The organism is Streptomyces sp. NPDC005423, from assembly GCF_040606415.1.
GTDB lineage: Bacteria > Actinomycetota > Actinomycetes > Streptomycetales > Streptomycetaceae > Streptomyces.
This window is the reverse complement of sequence record NZ_JBEXET010000010.1, coordinates 57,265-76,673: the sequence shown is the minus strand read 5'-3', so window position 1 is coordinate 76,673 and position 19,409 is coordinate 57,265. Positions and strand designations below refer to the sequence as shown.

The 19,409-nt window shown below is 72.4% G+C and carries 13 protein-coding genes; 10 read left to right on the top strand and 3 right to left on the bottom strand.

What is annotated here, in order from left to right:
• The first annotated feature begins 7 nt into the window (after positions 1–7).
• From ABZT12_RS14065 to ABZT12_RS14035, 7 genes are all read left to right on the top strand, one after another.
• Positions 8–1,543 carry a gamma-aminobutyraldehyde dehydrogenase gene (locus tag ABZT12_RS14065; protein WP_356382530.1) on the top strand — a complete coding sequence of 512 codons (1,536 nt, stop codon included), beginning with the start codon at positions 8–10 and terminating at the stop codon, positions 1,541–1,543.
• A gap of 65 nt (positions 1,544–1,608) precedes the next feature.
• Complete coding sequence (locus ABZT12_RS14060; RefSeq protein ID WP_356382527.1) at positions 1,609–2,856, top strand: spermidine/putrescine ABC transporter substrate-binding protein; 1,248 nt, start codon at positions 1,609–1,611, stop codon at positions 2,854–2,856.
• A gap of 5 nt (positions 2,857–2,861) precedes the next feature.
• A complete protein-coding gene (locus ABZT12_RS14055; RefSeq protein WP_356382524.1) occupies positions 2,862–4,013 on the top strand; it encodes an ABC transporter ATP-binding protein in 1,152 nt (383 codons plus the stop codon).
• Positions 4,013–4,936: an ABC transporter permease gene (locus tag ABZT12_RS14050; RefSeq protein WP_356382520.1), complete on the top strand. Its 924-nt coding sequence runs from the start codon at positions 4,013–4,015 to the stop codon at positions 4,934–4,936. The genes ABZT12_RS14055 and ABZT12_RS14050 overlap by 1 nt, the downstream gene beginning before the upstream one ends.
• Positions 4,937–5,734, top strand: coding sequence for an ABC transporter permease (locus tag ABZT12_RS14045; RefSeq protein ID WP_356382517.1), 798 nt, complete (start codon positions 4,937–4,939; stop codon positions 5,732–5,734).
• Between the two features lie 38 nt (positions 5,735–5,772).
• The gene (locus tag ABZT12_RS14040) at positions 5,773–7,197 is read left to right on the top strand and encodes an FAD-dependent oxidoreductase (RefSeq protein WP_356382509.1); all 1,425 of its coding nucleotides are present in this window, start codon (positions 5,773–5,775) and stop codon (positions 7,195–7,197) included.
• Between the two features lie 122 nt (positions 7,198–7,319).
• Complete coding sequence (locus tag ABZT12_RS14035) at positions 7,320–7,772, top strand: hypothetical protein (RefSeq protein WP_356382506.1); 453 nt, start codon at positions 7,320–7,322, stop codon at positions 7,770–7,772.
• Positions 7,773–7,840: 68 nt separating this feature from the next.
• Here the strand turns inward: ABZT12_RS14035 and ABZT12_RS14030 are convergent, their stop codons facing one another.
• Together ABZT12_RS14030 and gabT are read right to left on the bottom strand one after the other, a co-directional pair.
• The gene (locus tag ABZT12_RS14030) at positions 7,841–8,710 is read right to left on the bottom strand and encodes a phosphatase PAP2 family protein (protein WP_356382503.1); all 870 of its coding nucleotides are present in this window, start codon (positions 8,708–8,710) and stop codon (positions 7,841–7,843) included.
• Positions 8,711–8,827: 117 nt separating this feature from the next.
• Positions 8,828–10,162 carry a 4-aminobutyrate--2-oxoglutarate transaminase gene (gene gabT / locus ABZT12_RS14025; RefSeq protein ID WP_356382500.1) on the bottom strand — a complete coding sequence of 445 codons (1,335 nt, stop codon included), beginning with the start codon at positions 10,160–10,162 and terminating at the stop codon, positions 8,828–8,830.
• Between the two features lie 238 nt (positions 10,163–10,400).
• Here gabT and ABZT12_RS14020 point away from each other — a divergent pair, with 238 nt between their 5' ends.
• The 3 genes from ABZT12_RS14020 to ABZT12_RS14010 all read left to right on the top strand — a co-directional run bounded on the left by ABZT12_RS14020 (position 10,401) and on the right by ABZT12_RS14010 (position 16,249).
• Positions 10,401–12,854: an ATP/GTP-binding protein gene (locus ABZT12_RS14020; RefSeq protein WP_356382497.1), complete on the top strand. Its 2,454-nt coding sequence runs from the start codon at positions 10,401–10,403 to the stop codon at positions 12,852–12,854.
• Positions 12,855–12,978: 124 nt separating this feature from the next.
• On the top strand, positions 12,979–14,661 hold the full coding sequence (locus ABZT12_RS14015; RefSeq protein WP_356382494.1) for a PucR family transcriptional regulator: 1,683 nt from the start codon (positions 12,979–12,981) through the stop codon (positions 14,659–14,661).
• Between the two features lie 142 nt (positions 14,662–14,803).
• Positions 14,804–16,249, top strand: coding sequence for an aldehyde dehydrogenase family protein (locus ABZT12_RS14010; protein WP_356382491.1), 1,446 nt, complete (start codon positions 14,804–14,806; stop codon positions 16,247–16,249).
• A gap of 119 nt (positions 16,250–16,368) precedes the next feature.
• On the opposite strand, the gene ABZT12_RS14005 is transcribed toward ABZT12_RS14010, so the two are convergent.
• On the bottom strand, positions 16,369–19,203 hold the full coding sequence (locus tag ABZT12_RS14005; RefSeq protein WP_356382488.1) for a glycoside hydrolase family 3 C-terminal domain-containing protein: 2,835 nt from the start codon (positions 19,201–19,203) through the stop codon (positions 16,369–16,371).
• Positions 19,204–19,409 lie beyond the last annotated feature (206 nt).

Genomic DNA, 19,409 nt, shown 5'->3' with positions numbered 1-19,409 from the left:
GAGCGACATGCACAACCCGGGCAGCACCCTCCCGGAACGTTTCCCCGCGCGAGAGCGGTTCGCCGAGGGCGCGCAGTTCATTGCCGGGCGCCCCGCAAAGGGCACCTCGGGCCGTACCCACGCGGTCGTCGACCCCGCCACCGGCGCCGAGGTCCTCACCTACGAGCTGGCGGGAACCGCCGACGTGGACGCCGCGGTCGCCGCCGCGCGTGCCGCGTTCCCCGGCTGGGCCGGCGCCACGCCGGGCGAGCGCTCCGACGCGCTGCACCGCTTCGCCGCCGTGGTCGCCGAGCGCGCGGACGAGTTCGCCCGCACCGAGTCCCTGCAGTGCGGCAAGCCGCTCAAACTGACCCGCGAGTTCGACGTCCCCGGGACGATCGACAACATCGCCTTCTTCGCGGGCGCCGCCCGGCACCTCCAGGGCCAGTCCGCCGGCGAGTACTCCGGGGACCACACGTCGTACGTGCGCCGGGAACCCATCGGTGTCGTCGGCTCCATCGCACCCTGGAACTATCCCCTCCAGATGGCCGCCTGGAAGATCCTCCCGGCGATCGCCGCGGGCAACACGATCGTGCTCAAGCCGGCCGAGCTGACCCCGCTCACCTCGCTGCTCTTCGCGCAGGCCGCGACGGACGCGGGCCTCCCCGACGGGGTCGTCAACATCGTCACCGGCACCGGCCGGGAGGCGGGCGAGCGCCTGGTCGGCCACCCCGACGTGGCCATGACGTCCTTCACCGGCTCCACCGCCGTCGGCAGGCGGGTCGCCGAGATCGCCACCGCCACCGTCAAGCGGCTCCACCTGGAGCTGGGCGGCAAGGCGCCCTTCCTGGTCTTCGACGACGCCGACCTCGACGCCGCCGTCAACGGAGCCGTCGCGGGCTCGCTCATCAACACCGGGCAGGACTGCACGGCCGCCACGCGCGCGTACGTGCAGCGGCCGCTCTACGAGGCGTTCGTCGAGAGGACCGCCGCGCTGATGGCGGGTGTCCGGGTCGGCGACCCGTTCGCCCCCGGCACCGACCTCGGCCCGCTGATCTCGCACGCCCAGCGCGACCGGGTCGCCGGGTTCGTCGACCGGGCCCGCGGCTACGCGCGCGTGGTCACCGGCGGAGAGGCGCCCCAGGGAGAACTCAGGGACGGCGCGTACTATCGCCCCACCCTGGTCGCGGACGCCGCCCAGGACAGCGAGGTCGTGCAGTCCGAGATCTTCGGACCGGTCCTCGTGGTGCTGGCCTTCGACAGCGACGACGAAGGCATCGGTCTCGCCAACGACACCCCCTACGGTCTGGCCGCGTCGGCGTGGACCCGGGACGTCTACCGGGCCAACCGCGCCACCCGCGAGCTCAGGGCGGGCTGTGTGTGGATCAACGACCACATCCCGATCATCAGCGAGATGCCCCACGGCGGCTTCCGGGCGTCCGGCTTCGGCAAGGACATGTCCGCGTACTCGTTCGAGGAGTACACCCAGATCAAGCACGTGATGTTCGACAACACCGCGGTCGCCAGGAAGGACTGGCACCGCACGATCTTCGGGGACCGCTAGCAGACCGTCGATGACCGACGGCCGCCCGAGCCGCGGCCGTCACCTCCCGAAAGGGCACCACGCTCATGGATCAGTACGAGCCCGACCGCCTGTCACCGGCCGAGGCGGCCGCCGTGCGGCACGGCTTCCGTCGCGGACGGGCCGCCCTGCCTCGCCGTTCGGTGCTGCGCGCCTCCGCGGGCGGCGCCCTCGCGGTCGGCGGCCTCGGCGCGCTGAGCGCCTGCGGGATCCCCGCGGCCGGCAAGACGCAGGGCGGCGTCTCCGCCGACGACCACTCGGCCAAGGAGAAGGTCGTCGACTTCTCCAACTGGCCCGAGTACATCGACACGGACGAGAGCGGCAAGCACCGCCCCACGCTCGACGCCTTCGGCAAGCGGACCGGCATCCAGGTCAAGTACACCGAGGACATCAACGACAACGACGAGTTCTTCGGCAAGATCCAGCCGCAGCTCGCCGCCGGCCAGTCCACCGGCCGTGATCTGATCGTCCTCACCGACTGGCTGGCCGCCCGCATGATCCGGCTGGGTTACGTCCAGAAACTGGACGCCTCCCACCTGCCGCACGCCTTCGCCAACCTGTCGGACCAGTTCCGCAACCCCGACTGGGACCCGGGCCGCGCCTATTCGTACCCCTGGCAGGGCATATCGACCGTCATCGCCTACAACAAGAAGGCGCTTAACGGCGTCGAGGTGAAGTCGGTCTCCGACCTCCTCGACAACCCCAAGCTCAAGGGCCGTGTCGGGTTCCTCACCGAGCTGCGCGACTCCGTCGGCATGACCATGCTCGACATGGGCAAGGACCCGGCGAAGTTCACCGACGACGACTTCGACGCGGTGATCGCCCGACTCCAGAAGGCCGTCGACAGGGGCCAGATCCGCCGCTTCACGGGGAACGACTACACGTCCGACCTCACCAAGGGCGACTTCGCTGCCTGTATCGCCTGGGCCGGTGACATCGTGCAGCTCCAGGCGGACAGTTCGGACGTCGGCTACGTGGTCCCCGACGCCGGCTACATGACGTCGACGGACAACCTGCTGATCCCCAACAAGGCGCGGCACAAGACGAACGCCGAGCGGCTCATCGACTACTACTACGAGCCCGAACCGGCCGCGGAACTCGCCGCCTACATCAACTACGTGAGTCCGGTCGCGGGAGTGAAGCCCTACCTCGCGAAGATCGACAAGTCGGCGGCGGACAACCCGCTGATCGTCCCCGACAAGGCCATGCAGGCCAGGTCGCACGCCTTCCGCTCACTGAGCTCGAAGGAAGAGACGGCATACCAGCAGAAGTTCGCAAAGCTCACAGGGGCGTGACGACGATGAACACCACGGACAACAGCGGCGACGTCCGCCTCTCCGGGATCTCCAAGACCTACGGCGCCTTCACCGCCGTACACCCGCTGGACCTGACCGTGCCGCGGGGCTCCTTCTTCGCCCTGCTCGGTGCCTCAGGATGCGGCAAGACCACCACCCTGCGCATGATCGCGGGTCTGGAGGAACCTTCCTCCGGTTCCGTCTTCCTCGGTGAGCAGGAGGTCGGTCATCTCCCGCCGTACAAGCGGCCGGTGAACACGGTCTTCCAGTCCTACGCCCTCTTCCCGCACCTCGACATCTTCGAGAACGTCGCCTTCGGTCTGCGCCGGCGGGGCATCAAGTCGGTGAAGAAGCAGGTCGAGGAGATGCTCGACCTGGTGCAGCTCGGTGAGCAGGCGCGCAAGAAGCCGCACCAGCTCTCCGGTGGCCAGCAGCAGCGGGTCGCTGTCGCCCGCGCGCTGATCAACACTCCCAAGGTGCTCCTCCTCGACGAGCCCCTCGGCGCCCTCGACCTCAAACTGCGCCGCCAGATGCAGCTGGAGCTCAAGCGCATCCAGACCGAGGTCGGCATCACGTTCATCCACGTCACGCACGACCAGGAGGAGGCCATGACCATGGCCGACACGGTCGCCGTGATGAACGGCGGGCGTGTCGAACAGCTCGGCTCGCCGAGCGACCTCTACGAGAACCCGAACACCACCTTCGTCGCCAACTTCCTCGGCACCTCCAACCTCATCGAGGCCATGGTCGACTCCCAGGGCGCCGGCGAGATCGTGCTCCGGGCGGGCGGCGGCAAGCTGGTGCTGCCCGAGGCGCGATGTTCCGCGCCGACGACGACCGGCGGCAAGGTGCTGGTCGGTGTACGCCCCGAGAAGATCTCCCTCAGCCACGCCGACGAGGCCGGCGGGATACCCGCCGGCCGCAACCGGATCACCGGGACCATCGCCGACTCCAGCTTCATCGGCGTCTCTACCCAGTACGTCATCGACAGCCCGGTCTGCCCCGAGTTCGAGGTCTACGTCCAGAACATCGACCGCGACGCCCGGCTCGTGCCCGGCGCCGAGGTCGTCCTGCACTGGAACCCGGCCCACACCTTCGGCTTGGACGCCGACCAGGACATCGACGCCGGTGCCGACGTCGAGGAGGAAGCCGCCTGATGGCCGCTGTCACCGAGGCACCGCCGCTGGCCCCCGCGCCGGAGACGAAGCCGCCGCGCAAGAGGGGCCGCTGGACGCCGTACTGGCTGCTGCTGCCCGGCATCCTCTGGCTGGTCGTGTTCTTCGCGCTGCCGATGATCTACCAGGGTTCGACGTCGGTCCAGACGGGCTCCCTGGAGGACGGCTACAAGGTCACCTGGCACTTCGTGACCTACTGGGACGCGCTGTCCGAGTACTGGCCGCAGTTCCTGCGCTCGGTCTGCTACGCCGCCGCCGCGACCGTCCTCTGTCTGCTGCTCGGCTACCCGCTGGCGTACCTCATCGCCTTCCGCGCGGGACGCTGGCGCAACCTGATCATGATCCTGGTGATCGCGCCGTTCTTCACCAGCTTCCTGATCCGCACGCTCGCCTGGAAGACGATCCTCGCGGACAGCGGCCCGGTCGTCGGCGTCCTCAACACGCTGCACGTCCTGTCCGTCACCAACTGGCTCGGCTGGACCTCGGGCGACCGCGTCCTCGCCACCCCGCTCGCGGTCGTCTGCGGACTGACGTACAACTTCCTGCCGTTCATGATCCTGCCGCTCTACACCTCGCTGGAGCGCATCGACGGGCGGCTGCACGAGGCGGCGGGCGATCTGTACGCCAGGCCGTTCACCACCTTCCGCAAGGTCACCTTCCCGCTGTCGATGCCCGGTGTCGTCTCCGGCACGCTGCTGACCTTCATCCCGGCGGCCGGCGACTACGTGAACGCGGAACTGCTCGGCTCGACCGACACCCGCATGATCGGCAACGTCATCCAGACGCAGTTCCTGCGGATCCTCGACTATCCGACGGCCGCGGCGCTCTCCTTCATCCTCATGGCCGCCATCCTCCTGATGGTGACCCTCTACATCCGCAAGTCCGGGACGGAGGACCTGGTCTAAATGGCCTTCGTACGCTGGCTCAAGCGCCGTCTCGTCGTCATCGCGGGGCTGCTGACACTCGGCTACCTGCTGCTGCCGAACGTCGTCGTCACCGTGTTCTCCTTCAACAAGCCGAAGGGGCGCTTCAACTACGCGTGGCAGCAGTTCTCGCTGGACGCCTGGAAGCAGCCCTGCGGAGTCGCCGGCATGTGCGGCTCGCTCTCCCTCAGCCTGCAGATCGCCGTCTGGGCGACGATCGGCGCCACCGTCCTCGGCACGATGATCGCCTTCGCGCTGGTCCGCTACCGCTTCCGGGCCCGCGGCGCCATCAACTCGCTGATCTTCCTGCCGATGGCGATGCCCGAGGTCGTCATGGCGGCCTCGCTGCTCACCCTGTTCCTCAACATGGGCGCCCAGCTGGGCTTCTGGACGATCCTGATCGCGCACATCATGTTCTGCCTGAGCTTCGTCGTCACCGCCGTCAAGGCCCGGGTGATGTCGATGGACCCGCGGCTGGAACAGGCCGCCCAGGACCTCTACGCCGGACCGGCGCAGACGTTCCTGCGGGTCACCCTGCCGATCGCGGCCCCCGGCATCGCCGCGGGCGCGCTGCTCTCCTTCGCGCTCTCCTTCGACGACTTCATCATCACCAACTTCAACGCGGGCTCGACCGTCACCTTCCCCATGTTCGTCTGGGGATCGGCACAGCGCGGCACACCCGTCCAGATCAACGTCATCGGTACGGCCATGTTCCTCGTCGCCGTGCTGTTCGTCCTGGTCTCCATGGCGGTCACCAACCGCCGCACCAAGAAAGCCTGACCGCCCAAGTACGCAGCTTTTCGTAGGGAGTTGACATCATGGCCCCGAGCGCCATGAGCCGCAGTGGCTGGACGAGGTCCCTCGCCGGGGCGCAGCCGGTTCCGTACTGGCTGGACGACCCCGGCAGGCCCCGCCCCGAGCCCGCGCTCACCGGTGGGGAGAGCTGCGACCTGCTGGTCGTCGGCGGCGGCTACAGCGGACTGTGGACCGCGCTGATCGCCAAGGAGCGACAGCCGGACCGGGACGTGGTGCTGGTCGAAGGCCGCGAGGCGGGCTGGGCCGCCTCGGGCCGCAACGGCGGCTTCTGCGCCGCCTCCCTCACCCACGGCCTGGCCAACGGGCTCACCCGCTGGCCGGACGAGATCCACCGGCTGGAGGAGCTCGGCGCCCGCAACCTCGACGAGATCGAGCGCGCGGTCGCCCGCCACTCCCTGGACTGCGAGTTCGAGCGCACCGGCGAGATCGACGTCGCCACCGAACCGCACCAGGCCGAGGAACTCCACGACTGGTACGAGGAGTTGGAGCGCCGGGGCCTCGCCGACGGCACCGAGTTCCTGGACACCGCGGCGGTCCGCGAACAGGTCGCCTCGCCGACCTTCCTGGCCGGCCTCCACGACCGGCGGGGCGTCGCGATGCTCCACCCCGCGAAACTCGCCTGGGGCCTCAAACGGGCCTGCCTCCGCCTGGGCGTCCGCGTCTACGAACACACCCCCGCGCTCACCCTCGTACCGCACGGCGCAGGCATGGCCGTACGCACCCCGTACGGCTCGGTGCGCGCCCGCCGAGTGGCGCTCGGCACCAACGTCTTCCCCAACCTGGTCCGGCGGGTGCGCCCGTACACCGTCCCGGTCTACGACTACGCGCTGATGACCGAGCCGCTCTCCGCCGGGCAGTTGGCGTCGATCGGCTGGAAGAACCGTCAGGGGCTGGGGGATTCGGCGAACCAGTTCCACTACTTCCGGCTGTCGGCCGACAACCGCGTCCTGTGGGGCGGCTACGACGCGATCTACCCGTACGGCGGCCGGGTGCGCGCCGAGTACGACGAGCGGCCGGAGACGTACGCCAAGCTCGCCGAGCACTTCTTCACCTGTTTTCCGCAGCTGGAGGGTCTGAACTTCACCCACGCGTGGGGCGGCGCGATCGACACCTGCTCGCGTTTCTCGGCGTTCTTCGGCACCGCCCACCGGGGCAGGGTGGCCTACGCGGCGGGCTTCACCGGGCTCGGTGTCGGCGCGACCCGGTTCGGCGCGGACGTGATGCTGGACCTGCTGGCGGGGGAGCGGACCGAGCGCACCGAACTGGAGATGGTCCGCAGGAAGCCACTGCCCTTCCCGCCCGAGCCGTTCGCGTGGACCGGCATCGCGCTCACCAAGTGGTCGCTGGCGCGCGCGGACGCCGACGGCGGCCGGCGCAATCTCTGGCTCAGGACGATGGACCGGCTGGGCCTCGGCTTCGACAGCTGACCCCCCGGCGGCCGGTGTGACCCGGTTCACTCTTTCGAGGTGCCGCAACCCGCGTAATGCGCGCGGCCGGCCTCGCTCTCTCCACCGACGCGACCGGCGTCGACGTGCGAAAGGGAGGTCTCATGACTGCGGCGAAGACGGCCGTCGAGTGGCTGGCATCCGTGGCTCCGGATCCAGAGGCGTGCCGCTGGGAATGGGAGCGCAACCCTCGCAAGATCGCGCTGCTGCCCGCCGGGAAGGCGTGGGACGTCCTCATCCTGCCGGGTGAGCTCGGCTATCCCACGCTCGATGTCCTCACCCGGGTCATCGATCAACTCGGGCCGGTGCTCGTCGACTTCGGCGACGCGCGGATGGGTTTCCTGGTGCCGCCGGGCACCGCGGCCCGCTGGGTCGGCACCGGGATCCGTACGGCCGGAGCCGGTACCTGGATCGTCGTGCCGTACCCCGGCCGGCCGGTCGGGGCCGTCCGCTGGCTGGTCGCGCCGGACGGTTCCGGCACGCTCACCGACCCCGCGCTGCTCGAACTGGCGATGCACGAAGCGGCGGCGGGCCTGGCCATGCGGGAGGACGGATAGCGGAGGGGGCGGACCGGCGGAGATTCTGACGACCGAGTCGGTCCGGAGGCGGGACGGAGCCGGGCCGGTCAGGGGGAGGCCGTCGGCGCGAGGGGCGCCGGTGCCGCACCCCCCGCACGCGGCGAGCGGAGGAACAGCCACAGCGCGCCGAGCAGCACCGCGCCCAGACACCAGCTCGCCAGCACGTCCAGGGGCCAGTGGTAACCGCGCCGGACCAGGCCGACGGAGACCGCGGCGACGAGCAGGACGCAGACGCCGACCAGCGCGCGCCGGGCGCGCGCTGTGCGCAGCAGGGGGAGGAGGAGCAGGGTCGCCGAGCCGTACGCGACGGCGGCGGTCGCCGTGTGGCCGGAGGGGTAGTAGCCGGTGCCGGGACCCGTGACCGGCGGGCCGCCGCGCGCGATCAGTTCCTTCAGCGGGACGACCAGCGCCGGCACCAGCGCCATCGTCACGGCCGCCGCGAGCGGTCCCGCCCACCAGTGGTCCGTACCACTGGCACGGGCGCGTCGGCCGGCGAGGAAGAGGACGACGGCGAGCACCGGCAGCGCGACCTCGACGTTGCCGAGGTCGCAGAGGGCGCCGGAGGCGCGGCTCGGGTGCACGACGGCCCGGCTCAGGTGTTCGTCGAGGCGGAGGAGGGGGCCGTGGGCGGCGACCTGCCAGGTGATCAACGCGAAGAGCAGCGCGGGCAGGCCCAGCAGCAGGCAGAGGAAGAAGGAGGTCGGCCGCCCCGGAACAGGGGGGGTGGTTCCGGGACGGCCGACCGGACCGGGTTGCCGGCCGCCCCGGGGGGTTTGGGGCGGGCGGCCGTCCGATCGGTGAGGAGATTCGGAGCCGGAGGCTCCGGTGGTGTGCGCGAGGGCACGACCAGGTCGCAGCTGGGGAGGCCCCGACCCGGTGTCGCCCACAGTCCCCTGTGGGCGGGGTGTTTCTCTCATCTGGAGGAGAACCTACGGCAGGGGATGCGGGTACGACAGGCGGATTCCCCTCCCGCCATGCACCCCGCACACCTTCTTCACACGGCCTGCGGTTCCCCCGCGGCCCGGCCGCACGGCTCAGACGCGGGCCAGCGCCTGCTCGATGATGTCGAGCCCCTCGTTGAGCAGGTCGTCACCGATCACCAGCGGCGGCAGGAAGCGCAGCACGTTGCCGTAGGTGCCACAGGTCAGGACCAGCAGCCCCTCCTGGTGGCACGCCTTGGCGAGCGCCGCGGTCGCCGCCGGGTCCGGCTCCTTCGTCGTACGGTCCGTGACCAGCTCGACGGCGATCATCGCGCCCCGGCCGCGGACCTCGCCGATGACGTCGAACTTCTCCGCCATCGCGCCGAGCCGGGCCTTCATGACGGCCTCGATGTGCTTCGCGCGGGCGTTGAGGTCCAGCTCCTTCATCGTCTCGATCGCGCCGAGCGCGCCGGCGCACGCGACCGGGTTGCCGCCGTAGGTGCCGCCGAGGCCGCCCGGGTGCGCCGCGTCCATGATCTCGGCGCGGCCGGTCACGGCGGCCAGCGGGAGACCGCCCGCGATGCCCTTGGCGGTGGTGATCAGGTCCGGGACGATGCCCTCGTCCTCGCACGCGAACCACTGGCCGGTACGGCAGAAGCCGGACTGGATCTCGTCGGCGACGAAGACGATGCCGTTCTCGGCGGCGAACCGGGCGATCGCCGGCAGGAAGCCCTTCGCGGGCTCGATGAAGCCGCCCTCGCCGAGCACCGGCTCGATGATGATCGCGGCGACGTTCTCCGCCCCCACCTGCTTGTTGATCATGTCGATGGCCTGCGCGGACGCCTCGGCCCCGGCGTTCTCGGCGCCGGTCGGCCAGCGGTAGCCGTAGGCCACCGGCACCCGGTACACCTCGGGCGCGAACGGCCCGAAGCCGTTCTTGTACGGCATGTTCTTCGCGGTCAGCGCCATCGTGAGGTTGGTCCGGCCGTGGTAGCCGTGGTCGAAGACGACGACGGCCTGCCGCTTGGTGTGCGCGCGGGCGATCTTGACGGCGTTCTCGACGGCCTCCGCACCGCTGTTGAACAGCGCCGACTTCTTGGCGTGGTCGCCCGGCGTCAGCTCGGCGAGCGCCTCGGCGACCTCGACGTAGCCCTCGTACGGCGTGACCATGAAACAGGTGTGGGTGAAGTCGGCCAGCTGGGCGGCGGCCCGGCGGACGACGGCCTCGGCGGAGGCGCCCACGGACGTCACGGCGATACCGGAGCCGAAGTCGATCAGCCGGTTGCCGTCGACGTCCTCGATGATCCCGCCGCCCGCCCGCGCGGTGAACACGGGCAGCACGGAGCCCACACCGGCCGCGACCGCGGCGGTACGGCGGGCCTGCAACTCCTGCGACTTCGGGCCGGGAATGGCGGTGACGACGCGGCGCTCCTGCGGAAGTGCGGTCATGAGGGGCTCCTGGGGTGGTGCGGACGCATTTCTTCTGTTCTCGCAGGCTAGGGCGGTGCCCGGGGGGTGGGCATGCTCCATGTGGGCGGTGTCGGCGGGACGCCTTGTCCGCCGTGGACATAGTGCCGGGCCGACCCGGCACCGCGGGCCCGGCCACGTATGCGGTGAACTCCCCTTGCGGGGGCGTTAGATTGACTCGCTGACGGTGGACGGAACGGCAGGTCAGGGGGGAACGGCGATGGAGAGCGACGGGACGCAGGACACGCGGGGAACGCACGCGAACCCCGTGCCGCGTCCGGCGGGGCCACGGAAGGGCCCCGACGTGCCGCCGATGCCCGCCACGGCACCGGCGCCGCCCGCGGGCGCGCCGCCCCGCCCGGCGCGGGCGCCGCACCCCGGCCCCCACGCCGACTCCGCCCGGCGCCCGTCGGCCGTGGCCGACTGGCTGGACACCCCCCGTCCGGCGGCCGGCCCCGGCATCTGGCGCTTCGGCCACCGGCCGCCCAAGGCCGAGCACTCCGCGCAGCGGCTCTCCCCGGTGACCGTCGTCGGACTGCTGGTACCGCTGGTCGTGGCGCTGATCATGTGGTCCTTCTGGCGGCACGGCGCGGTGCCCTACCAGTGGGTCGTCCTGAAACTGTTCACCCCGGGCGACTGGTGGTGGGGCGGCACCGTCTCGCCCAAGGGCCTCCAGGGCCAGGAGGCCGCCGTCGTCTACGACGGTGTCTTCTTCGCCGTACTCGTGCTGGCCGTCGGCCGACTGGGCAGCTGGCCCGACGTGGTGCGCCACTTCGTCGGCCGGCGACCGCAGCCCGCCCGCGCGCTGCTCGCCGCCCTCGGCGCCCTGATCACTCTCAGCTTCGTCTTCCCCAGCGCCTTCGGCGTCGGCTGGCGGCCCCTGCCCGTCGTCGACCCGATCTTCTCCCTCATCGTCCTGGCCACGGGCAGCTACGACGTGTTCATGTCGCAGTTCTTCACCGACCTCCTGTACGCGCTCATCACCGTCCTCGTCCTGTGGCCGTTCGCCCGGGTCGGCGGCTGGCTGCCGTACGCCCGTGAACTGCTCGCCGCGCGCCGCCGCGCGGCGGCCGAGCGGGAGGCACCCCCCGTCGCCGAAGTCACCCCCGCGCACTGGCCCGAACTGCGGAGCACGGGCGACCACCGGGCGGCCGAACTCCTCACCGCCGAGGTGCTGGCCGGCCGGATGAACGACGTGGACGTCGCCCGGGTCCGGCACGCCTGGCGGGCCGCGCGCCACGACCCGGAACGCCTCGCCGCCTTCACCGACACCGTGCTGCGCCAGGGCGCCGCCGCCTGGACGCACCCCTCCGGCGCCCGGGACCTGCCCGGCCGCACCGCCCCGCACGACGTTCTCGCCGGCCAGGTCCGCATCGGCCGCTGGACCGCCGGGGAGCGGGCACCGCTCGCCTACCGGGGCGCGGGCGCGGCGCTCGCCCCGGACGTGCTGGGCACCTCGCTCCTGGTGGTGGGGCCCTCCGGCGCCGGCAAGACCCGCCAGGTGGTGGAGCCCGTGGTCGAGTCGCTGGCCCTCCAGGCGCTCACCGGCAGCTGTGCCGTCGTCGTCGTGTCGGCCGCCGGTACACCGGTCGGCCAGGACACGGCCTACGACGTCGTCGTACGGATCGGCGACCCCTCCTCCGTCCACGACCTGGACCCGTACGCCGACTCCGACGACCCGGACGAGGCCGCCGCCTTCCTCGCCGAGGCCCTGGTGGGCGATGTCGAGGGCGTGGGCGGCCAGAGCGCGGCCACCGCGCTGGCCCAGGTGCTCGGCCCCTACCGCGCGGTCCACGGCCGCTTCCCGCTGCTGCCGGTGCTGCGCGAACTCCTGGAGGGCGAACCGGCCGCCGTCTCGGCCCTGCGCACCGCGCTGTCCGCCGACCAACACCCCGTGATGCGCCGGGAGTTCGAGGCCAGGCTCCGGCAGGCCGGCAGCGCGGCCGACGCGGGACCGGCCCTCGCCGACCGGCTGGCGCTGCTGGACCGGCCGCTCTTCGCCGACTTCTTCGGCTCGGGCGGCACCGCCCGGCCGTTCTCGCTCCGCGCGCTCGCCCACCATCCGCTGCGGGTCCGCGTCGACCTGCCCGAGCGCGGCCACGAGGAGGCGGCCCGGCTGCTCACCCGGCTGCTCCTCGCCCAGTTCAGCACCGTCGTACGGGACGGCGGCCACGACCACTTCGCCTGTCTGGTCCTCGACGACGCGACCGGCGTGATCACCGCCGAGTCGGTGCGCCGGATCCAGCGGCTGCGCTCCCGCAACGCGGGTGTCGTCCTCGCCCTGCGCACCGTCAGCGACGTCCCCGAGGCGCTGCACGGGCCGCTCTACAGCGCCGTCGGCTGCCGGATGGCGCTCTCCGGGGTGACCACCTGGGACGGCAGCCGCTTCGCCGACGCCTGGGGCACGGAGTGGGTGGAGACCCGGGACGTGGCCAAGCACACGGTCTTCGCCGACCAGCCGATGACCCGCGCCATCCACGCCCTGCGCAAGCTCGTCACCGGCAAGGCCGTCACCACGGACGCCGTCACCGTCCGCCAGGTCGAACGGGAGCGCTGGTCGGCGTCGGAGCTGGCCCACGAGCTGCCGCCGGGGCACGCGGTGCTCTCGCTGACCACGGTCGACGGCGAGCACGCGCCGCCGCTGCTGCTCGACCTCCGCGACCGCGGCCAGTGACCAGGAAAGCTGGACAGACCGGCCCACGCCGACCGTACAGTGAGGCAGAATCGGCACAGGCCGTTCATACGTGACGGCCAAAAGATCACCGTGATCGTCCGGTCTCCCCAGCTCTGAAGGCACCATGCCCCCGACGCTCGCCTCGCTCGTCCACCACTCCGCGCTCAAGCTGACCGTGCGCGCGGGCGAGGACCGGCTGGAGGTGCCCGTCCGCTGGGCGCACGTCAGCGAACTCGCCGACCCCGTCCCGTACATGGAGGGCGGCGAGCTGCTCCTGATCACCGCGCTCACCCTGGACGCGGAGGACCCGGAGGCGATGCTGCGCTACGTCAAGCGGCTGGCGGACGCCGGCGTGGTGGGGCTCGGGTTCGCCGTCGGGGTCAACTACGACCGGATACCGGGGGCGCTCGTCGACGCCGCCGAGCGGGTGGGGCTGCCGCTGCTGGAAGTGCCCCGGCGCACCCCCTTCCTCGCGATCAGCAAGGCCGTGTCGGCCGCCATCGCCGCCGACCAGTACCGGGCCGTCACCGACGGCTTCGCCGCCCAGCGTGAACTGACCAGGCAGACCCTGAGCGACGGCCCCGAGGGGCTGCTCGCCGCGCTCGCCGCCCAGGTCGACGGCTGGGCCGCGCTCTACGACGCCTCAGGCGCCGTCGTCGCCGCAGCGCCGGAGTGGGCGGGCCGCCGGGCCGCGCGGCTCACCGCGGACGTGGAGCGGCTGCGGGAGCGGCCCGCGCCCGCCTCCTCGGTGGTCGCCGGATCCGACGGCGCCGACCAGGCGGACCGCGTCGAACTCCACTCGCTCGGCACCGGCCGCCGCCCCCGGGCCGCGCTCGCCGTCGGCACGGCGGCGGCCCTCGGCACCGCCGAACGGTACGCCGTCCACTCGGCCATCGCCCTGCTGACCCTGACCACCGAACGCTCCCGTTCGCTGCACGCCGCCGAGCAGCGGATCGGCGCCGCCGTCCTGCGCATGCTCCTCGCCGGCCAGCCCGACCACGCGCGGGGCGTCGCCGGGGACCTGTACGGCGCTCTCCTGGACGCCCCCTTCCGCGTGATCGTCGCCGAGTCCGGTCACGCCCCCGCCGCCCGCACCCTCGCCGACCCCCGCCCGCGCGGCCCGCACACCGGGTCCGCCGCCGGTGATCCGCTCGGCGGCCCCGGCGGCCCCGGCGGACTCGGCGGTCTCCTGGAGGTGGTCGAGTCCGCCGCCGCGCGGTCCGGCGAGGCGGTGCTCGTCGTACCCGAGGGCGAGGACCGGCTGGTGGTGCTGGCCGTCGACGGGGGCGCGGTGGCCGGGGCGTGCGCCGAGCACGCGGCGGCGCTGGAGGCCGCGCGGACCGAGACCGTACGGGACCGGGCGCCGGCCGGCGACGAGGGCGGACCGGTCGTCGGGCTCTCGGCACCGGCCGGTCCGATCGCCGCCGCCGGCGCCTACAAGCAGGCCGAGCAGGCGCTGTCGGTGGCCCGCCGGCGCGGCCGGGTGCTCGTCGAGCACGAGCAGCTGGCGGCCGGGTCCGTGCTGCCGCTGCTCGCCGACGACGCGGTCCGGGCGTTCGCCGACGGACTGCTGCGCGCGCTCCACGAGCACGACGCGACCGGGCGCGGTGATCTGGTCGCCTCGCTGCGGGCCTGGCTCTCCCGGCACGGGCAGTGGGACGCGGCGGCGGCGGACCTCGGCGTGCACCGGCACACCCTGCGCTACCGGATGCGCCGGGTCGAGGAGATCCTCGGCCGGTCCCTCGACGATCCGGACGTACGGATGGAGCTGTGGCTGGCGCTGAAGACGACGACCGCCACGGAGTGAACGGTCCCTGCCCTGCCGATCTGGAGTGTCCCCGTGCGGCACTGCTACGCCCCGGACAAACGCGCCCGCGCCTCCCGGCCCCTACCGTTGACGGGAAAACCTCTCAGCGCCACCCCCAACATGGAAGGGCCGGAACTCGCACATGACTTCCACCCACGCCTTCTGGCTCGCCGGCCGCCAGGCCACCGGTGCGGACACCTTCGACGTCACCTCCCCGTGGGACGGACGGCTCGTCGGCCAGGTCGGCGTCCCGACCGACGCGCAGGTCGAGGAGGCCGTGGCCGCCGCGTACGCCGTGCGGGACACCTTCGCCGCCACCCCGGCCCATGTCCGCGCCGCAGCCCTCGACCACGTCAGCAAGCGACTGGCCGAGCGCACCGAGGAGATCGCGCGGCTCATCACCGCCGAGAACGGCAAGCCGGTCAAGTGGGCCCGCGGCGAGGTCGGCCGGGCGGTGTCCGTCTTCCGGCTCGCGGCCGAGGAGGCCCGGCGCTTCAACGGCGGCGAGGCCCAGCGCCTCGACACCGACCCCGGCGGCCAGGGCAGGCTCGCGCTCACCCGCCGCTTCCCCAAGGGTGTCGTCCTCGGGATCGCGCCCTTCAACTTCCCGCTCAACCTCTGCGCCCACAAGATCGCCCCGGCGATCGCCGCCGGGGTGCCGATCATCCTGAAGCCTGCGCCCGCGACCCCGCTCTCCGCACTGGTCATCGGCGAGCTGCTCGCCGAGACCGACCTGCCGGCCGGGTCCTGGAGCATCCTGCCGGTCGCCAACGACAGGATGGCCGCGCTCGTCCAGGACGAGCGGCTGCCGGTCATCTCCTTCACCGGCTCCGAGAAGGTCGGCTACGCGATCATGGACTCGGTGCCCCGCAAGCACTGCACGCTGGAGCTGGGCGGCAACGGCGCGGCCGTCGTCCTCGGGGACTACGCCTCCGACGCCGACCTCGACTGGGCCGCGACCCGGATCGCCACCTTCTCCAACTACCAGGGCGGCCAGTCCTGCATCTCCGTGCAGCGGGTCATCGCGGACGCCTCGGTCTACGACCGGCTCCTGCCGCGCATCGTCGCCGCCGTCGAGGCCGAGGTCACGGGCGACCCCGCGGACCCCACCACCGACGTCGGCCCGCTGGTCAGCGAGGACGCCGCCCAGCGTGTGGAGTCCTGGGTCGAGGAGGCCGTCGGCGCGGGTGCCCGGCTGCTCACCGGCGGCAAGCGCGACGGCGCCTCGTACGCGCCGACCGTGCTCACCGACGTACCGGCCGACGCCACGCTCTCCTGCGAGGAGGTCTTCGGACCCGTCCTCACCGTGCAGCGGGCGGACGGTGAGGAGGCGGCCTTCGCCGCGGTCAACTCCTCCAAGTACGGCCTCCAGGCTGGCGTGTTCACCCACGACGTGCAGGCCGCCTTCCGGGCCCACCGCGTCCTGGAGGTCGGCGGTGTGGTGATCGGCGACGTCCCGTCCTACCGCGCCGACCAGATGCCGTACGGCGGCGTCAAGCAGTCGGGGGTCGGCCGCGAGGGCGTGCGGTTCGCGATGGACGACTACACCTACGAGCGGGTGCTGGTGCTGACCGGTCTGGCGCTCTGACCCGGCTTCTCCCGAGCCGCCCCCCCGCCGAGGGGAACCGTCCGTCCGTTCGCCGAAGGGCCCGGCACCGCCGCCTCGCGGTGCCGGGCCCCTTCCGTGCCGTCGGCCTGCCCGGACCCTCAACCGGAGAAGCCGACGTGCGCGAGCCGCACCGGGCCGCGCAGTCCGATGTGCACGTCGTGCACTCCCTCGGCGGCGATCGCGGCACCGAGCGAGGTGTAGTCGTACGGCCCCGCCGTGGGCGGGTCCAGGGTCAGCACGGCGAGTGCCGGACCGCCGCCGAGTGACAGCTCGACCGAGCCCCCGCCCGCCGCGACCACCGTCACCCGGGTGCTCCCGGTCCCGAAGTCGCAGTCGCGGAAGACCAGTTCACCGCTGCCGCCGCCGGCCGGTGTCACCGCGTCGCCGGACACCCTGGTCCGGTCGACGATGTCGGTACCCGACTGTTCGTCGAAGTCGGCCGCGTCCAGCCCGGATCGGCGCAGCTCGCGCGGCGCGGCGGGCGCACCGTCGAGCGTGACCGTCGTACGCAGCCGCACGTCCTCGCTGGAGGCGCCGACCAGGAGCTCGTAGGGGCCCGGCTCCAGCCGCCAGGCGCCGTGGGCCACGTCCCAGAACTCGAAGGCGGAGAGCGGGACTTCGAAGGAGAGCGCGGCCCGCTCGCCCGGTGCCAGCGTGACCCGCCGGTGGGTGGCCAGCTCGCGGCGGGGACGCGGCAGCGACGGCTCGGCGGCGCGCGTGTACAGCTGGGCGACCTCGTCCGCCGTCGCGTCACCGGTGTTGGTGACCGTGTACGACACCCGCACGGCCGCGTCCTCGACCCGCACGGCCAACTCGCCGTAGGAGAAGGACGCGTAGGTGAGTCCGTGGCCGAACGGGAAGAGCGGGGCGCCCTCGAAGTAGAGGTACGTCTGCCGGGCGCCGATCACGTCGTAGTCGAGGAGGCCGGGCAGGTCGCCGTCGTCGGCGTACCAGGTCTGCGGGAGGCGGCCCGCCGGGGAGACGTCGCCGGCCAGTACCCGGGCCAGCGCGGTGCCGGCCGCCTGGCCGCCGTGCGCCGTCCACAGCACGGCGGGCAGCGCGGCCGGGTCCACTGCGTACGGGTAGGAGGAGACCAGCGCCAGCACGGTGTCCGGGTTGACGGCGCGGGCCGCGCGCAGCAGCCGCTCCTGCTGGGCCGGGAGCCGCAGGGTCGTACGGTCCTCGGTCTCGCGGCCGTTGATGTGCGGGTCGTTGCCCGCGACCACGAGCACCACGTCGGCCGCCGCCGCGACCCGGGTCACCGCCTCCTCGCCGCGCTCGGCGACGACCAACTCGAAGACGTCCGCGCCCTGTTCGGCAACCTTCACGCCGTCGGCGGCGACCCGGACATGGCGACCTGTACCGAGGTGGAGCAGGAGGTGACCGTTCTCGTGGGGTTCCAGGCGGAATGTCTCCTGGACGATCCAGCCGCCGGGCTGGTCGGCGGAGGCGCGCAGGTATCCGTCGTCGGCGACCGAGAGGTAGCGGCCGTCGGGGGCGCGGAGGGTGAGGACGCCTTCACCCCAGTCGACGAGGGCGAGTTCGGTGCCGTGGGCGTCGGTGGTCAGCGGCGGCAGGTCGGTGCGGCCCGCGAGCAGCGCGGGGTCCAACGCACTCTGGTCGAGCGGTACTTCGTCGTCGGGCTCCGCCGCCGGCACGCGCAGGAAGGCGCCGTCGGCGGTCTTCAGCCGGACCCGGTCCACGCCCTCCGCGAACTCGACCCGGTCGGCGCCGAACCGTTCGTAGAGACCCTCCAGGGGAGTCGAGCGGTGGATCAACGTGCCGCTGTACCAGTCGAGTTTGCACTCGTCGGCGAGGAGGCCGACGACGGCTATCCGGGTGTCCCGGGCGAGGGGCAGCAGCCCGTCGTTCTTCAGGAGCACCACCGCCTGCTCGGCGGCCTCCAGGGCGAGCGCGCGGTGCGCCGGGGTGTCGAACTCCCCGGCGTCGCGGTGCGGGTCCTCCCGCGGGTCGAACTCGCCCAGCCGGAACCGGACCGCGAGCTGCCTGCGGACCGCGGTGTCGATGTCCGACTCGGTCAACAGCCCCTGTTCCAGGGCCCGGTGGACGCGCGCCACGATCGTCGAGCGGTCCGTGCCGTGGTCGGTGAAGCTGTCGACGCCGGCCAGCAGCGCGGCGGCGGTCGCCTCCTCGTGGGTGGCGAAGTACCGCTCGGAGTCGACCAGGTTGGAGGGCGCGCCCGCGTCCGAGCAGACGAGGAGGTCCTCCTCCGTCCAGGTGCGCAACTGCTCGCGCAGGTACGGCGAGACGTGGTTGGGGCGCCCGTTGACCAGGTTGTAGGCGGGCATCACCCCCGCCACCGCGCCCGCCTCGACCGTCTCGCGGAAGGCCCGCAGATCGTACTCGCGCAGTACCCGGGGCCGGACCGAGGAGGAGGTGACGTCGCGGCCCGTCTCGTTGTTGTGCGCCAGCCAGTGCTTGAGCACGGGGGCCGTGCGCCAGTACGCGGGATGGTCGCCGCGCAGCCCGCGGGTGTACGCGGTGGCGATCGCCGAGGTCAGCTTCGGGTCCTCCGAGTAGCCCTCCTCGTTGCGGCCCCACAGCGGATGGCGCAGCAGGTTCACCGTCGGCGACCAGACGTTGAGGCCGACCCGGTCGTCCCGGGCGCGCATCGCCCGCACCTCCAGGGAGACCGCCCCGCCGACCCGCCGCACGAGCTCCACGTTCCAGGTCGCGCCCAGCCCCACCGCCTGCGGGAAGACGGTCGCCGGGCCCATCCACGCCACCCCGTGCAGGGCCTCCTGGCCGGTGCGGAACGCGGCGATGCCCAGCCGCTCCACGGCGGGCGCGAACTGGTGCAGGAACGCGGCCTTCTCGTCGAGGGTGAGCCGCGACAGCAGGTCGTCGACGCGCTTCGCGAACGGCAGTTGCGGGTCGCGGAAAGGCGGCGTAGGCGGCGTTGGTGCGGTCACGTGGGGGTCCCCTTGTGCTGGAGCGGCGAGCCACTTTCGAAGCGCTTCGATGCTGGTTCGACGGAGTGGCGGTGTCAAGACACCCCGAGGCAACAAGTCCGACTCCCGGTCGACATCGCGTGCGGCATATGAGTCCGGCCGAAACGTGACACCTCGGAGGAATCTTGGGAGCGACCCTTGTGCGCCCCCAGGTGTTCACTTAACCT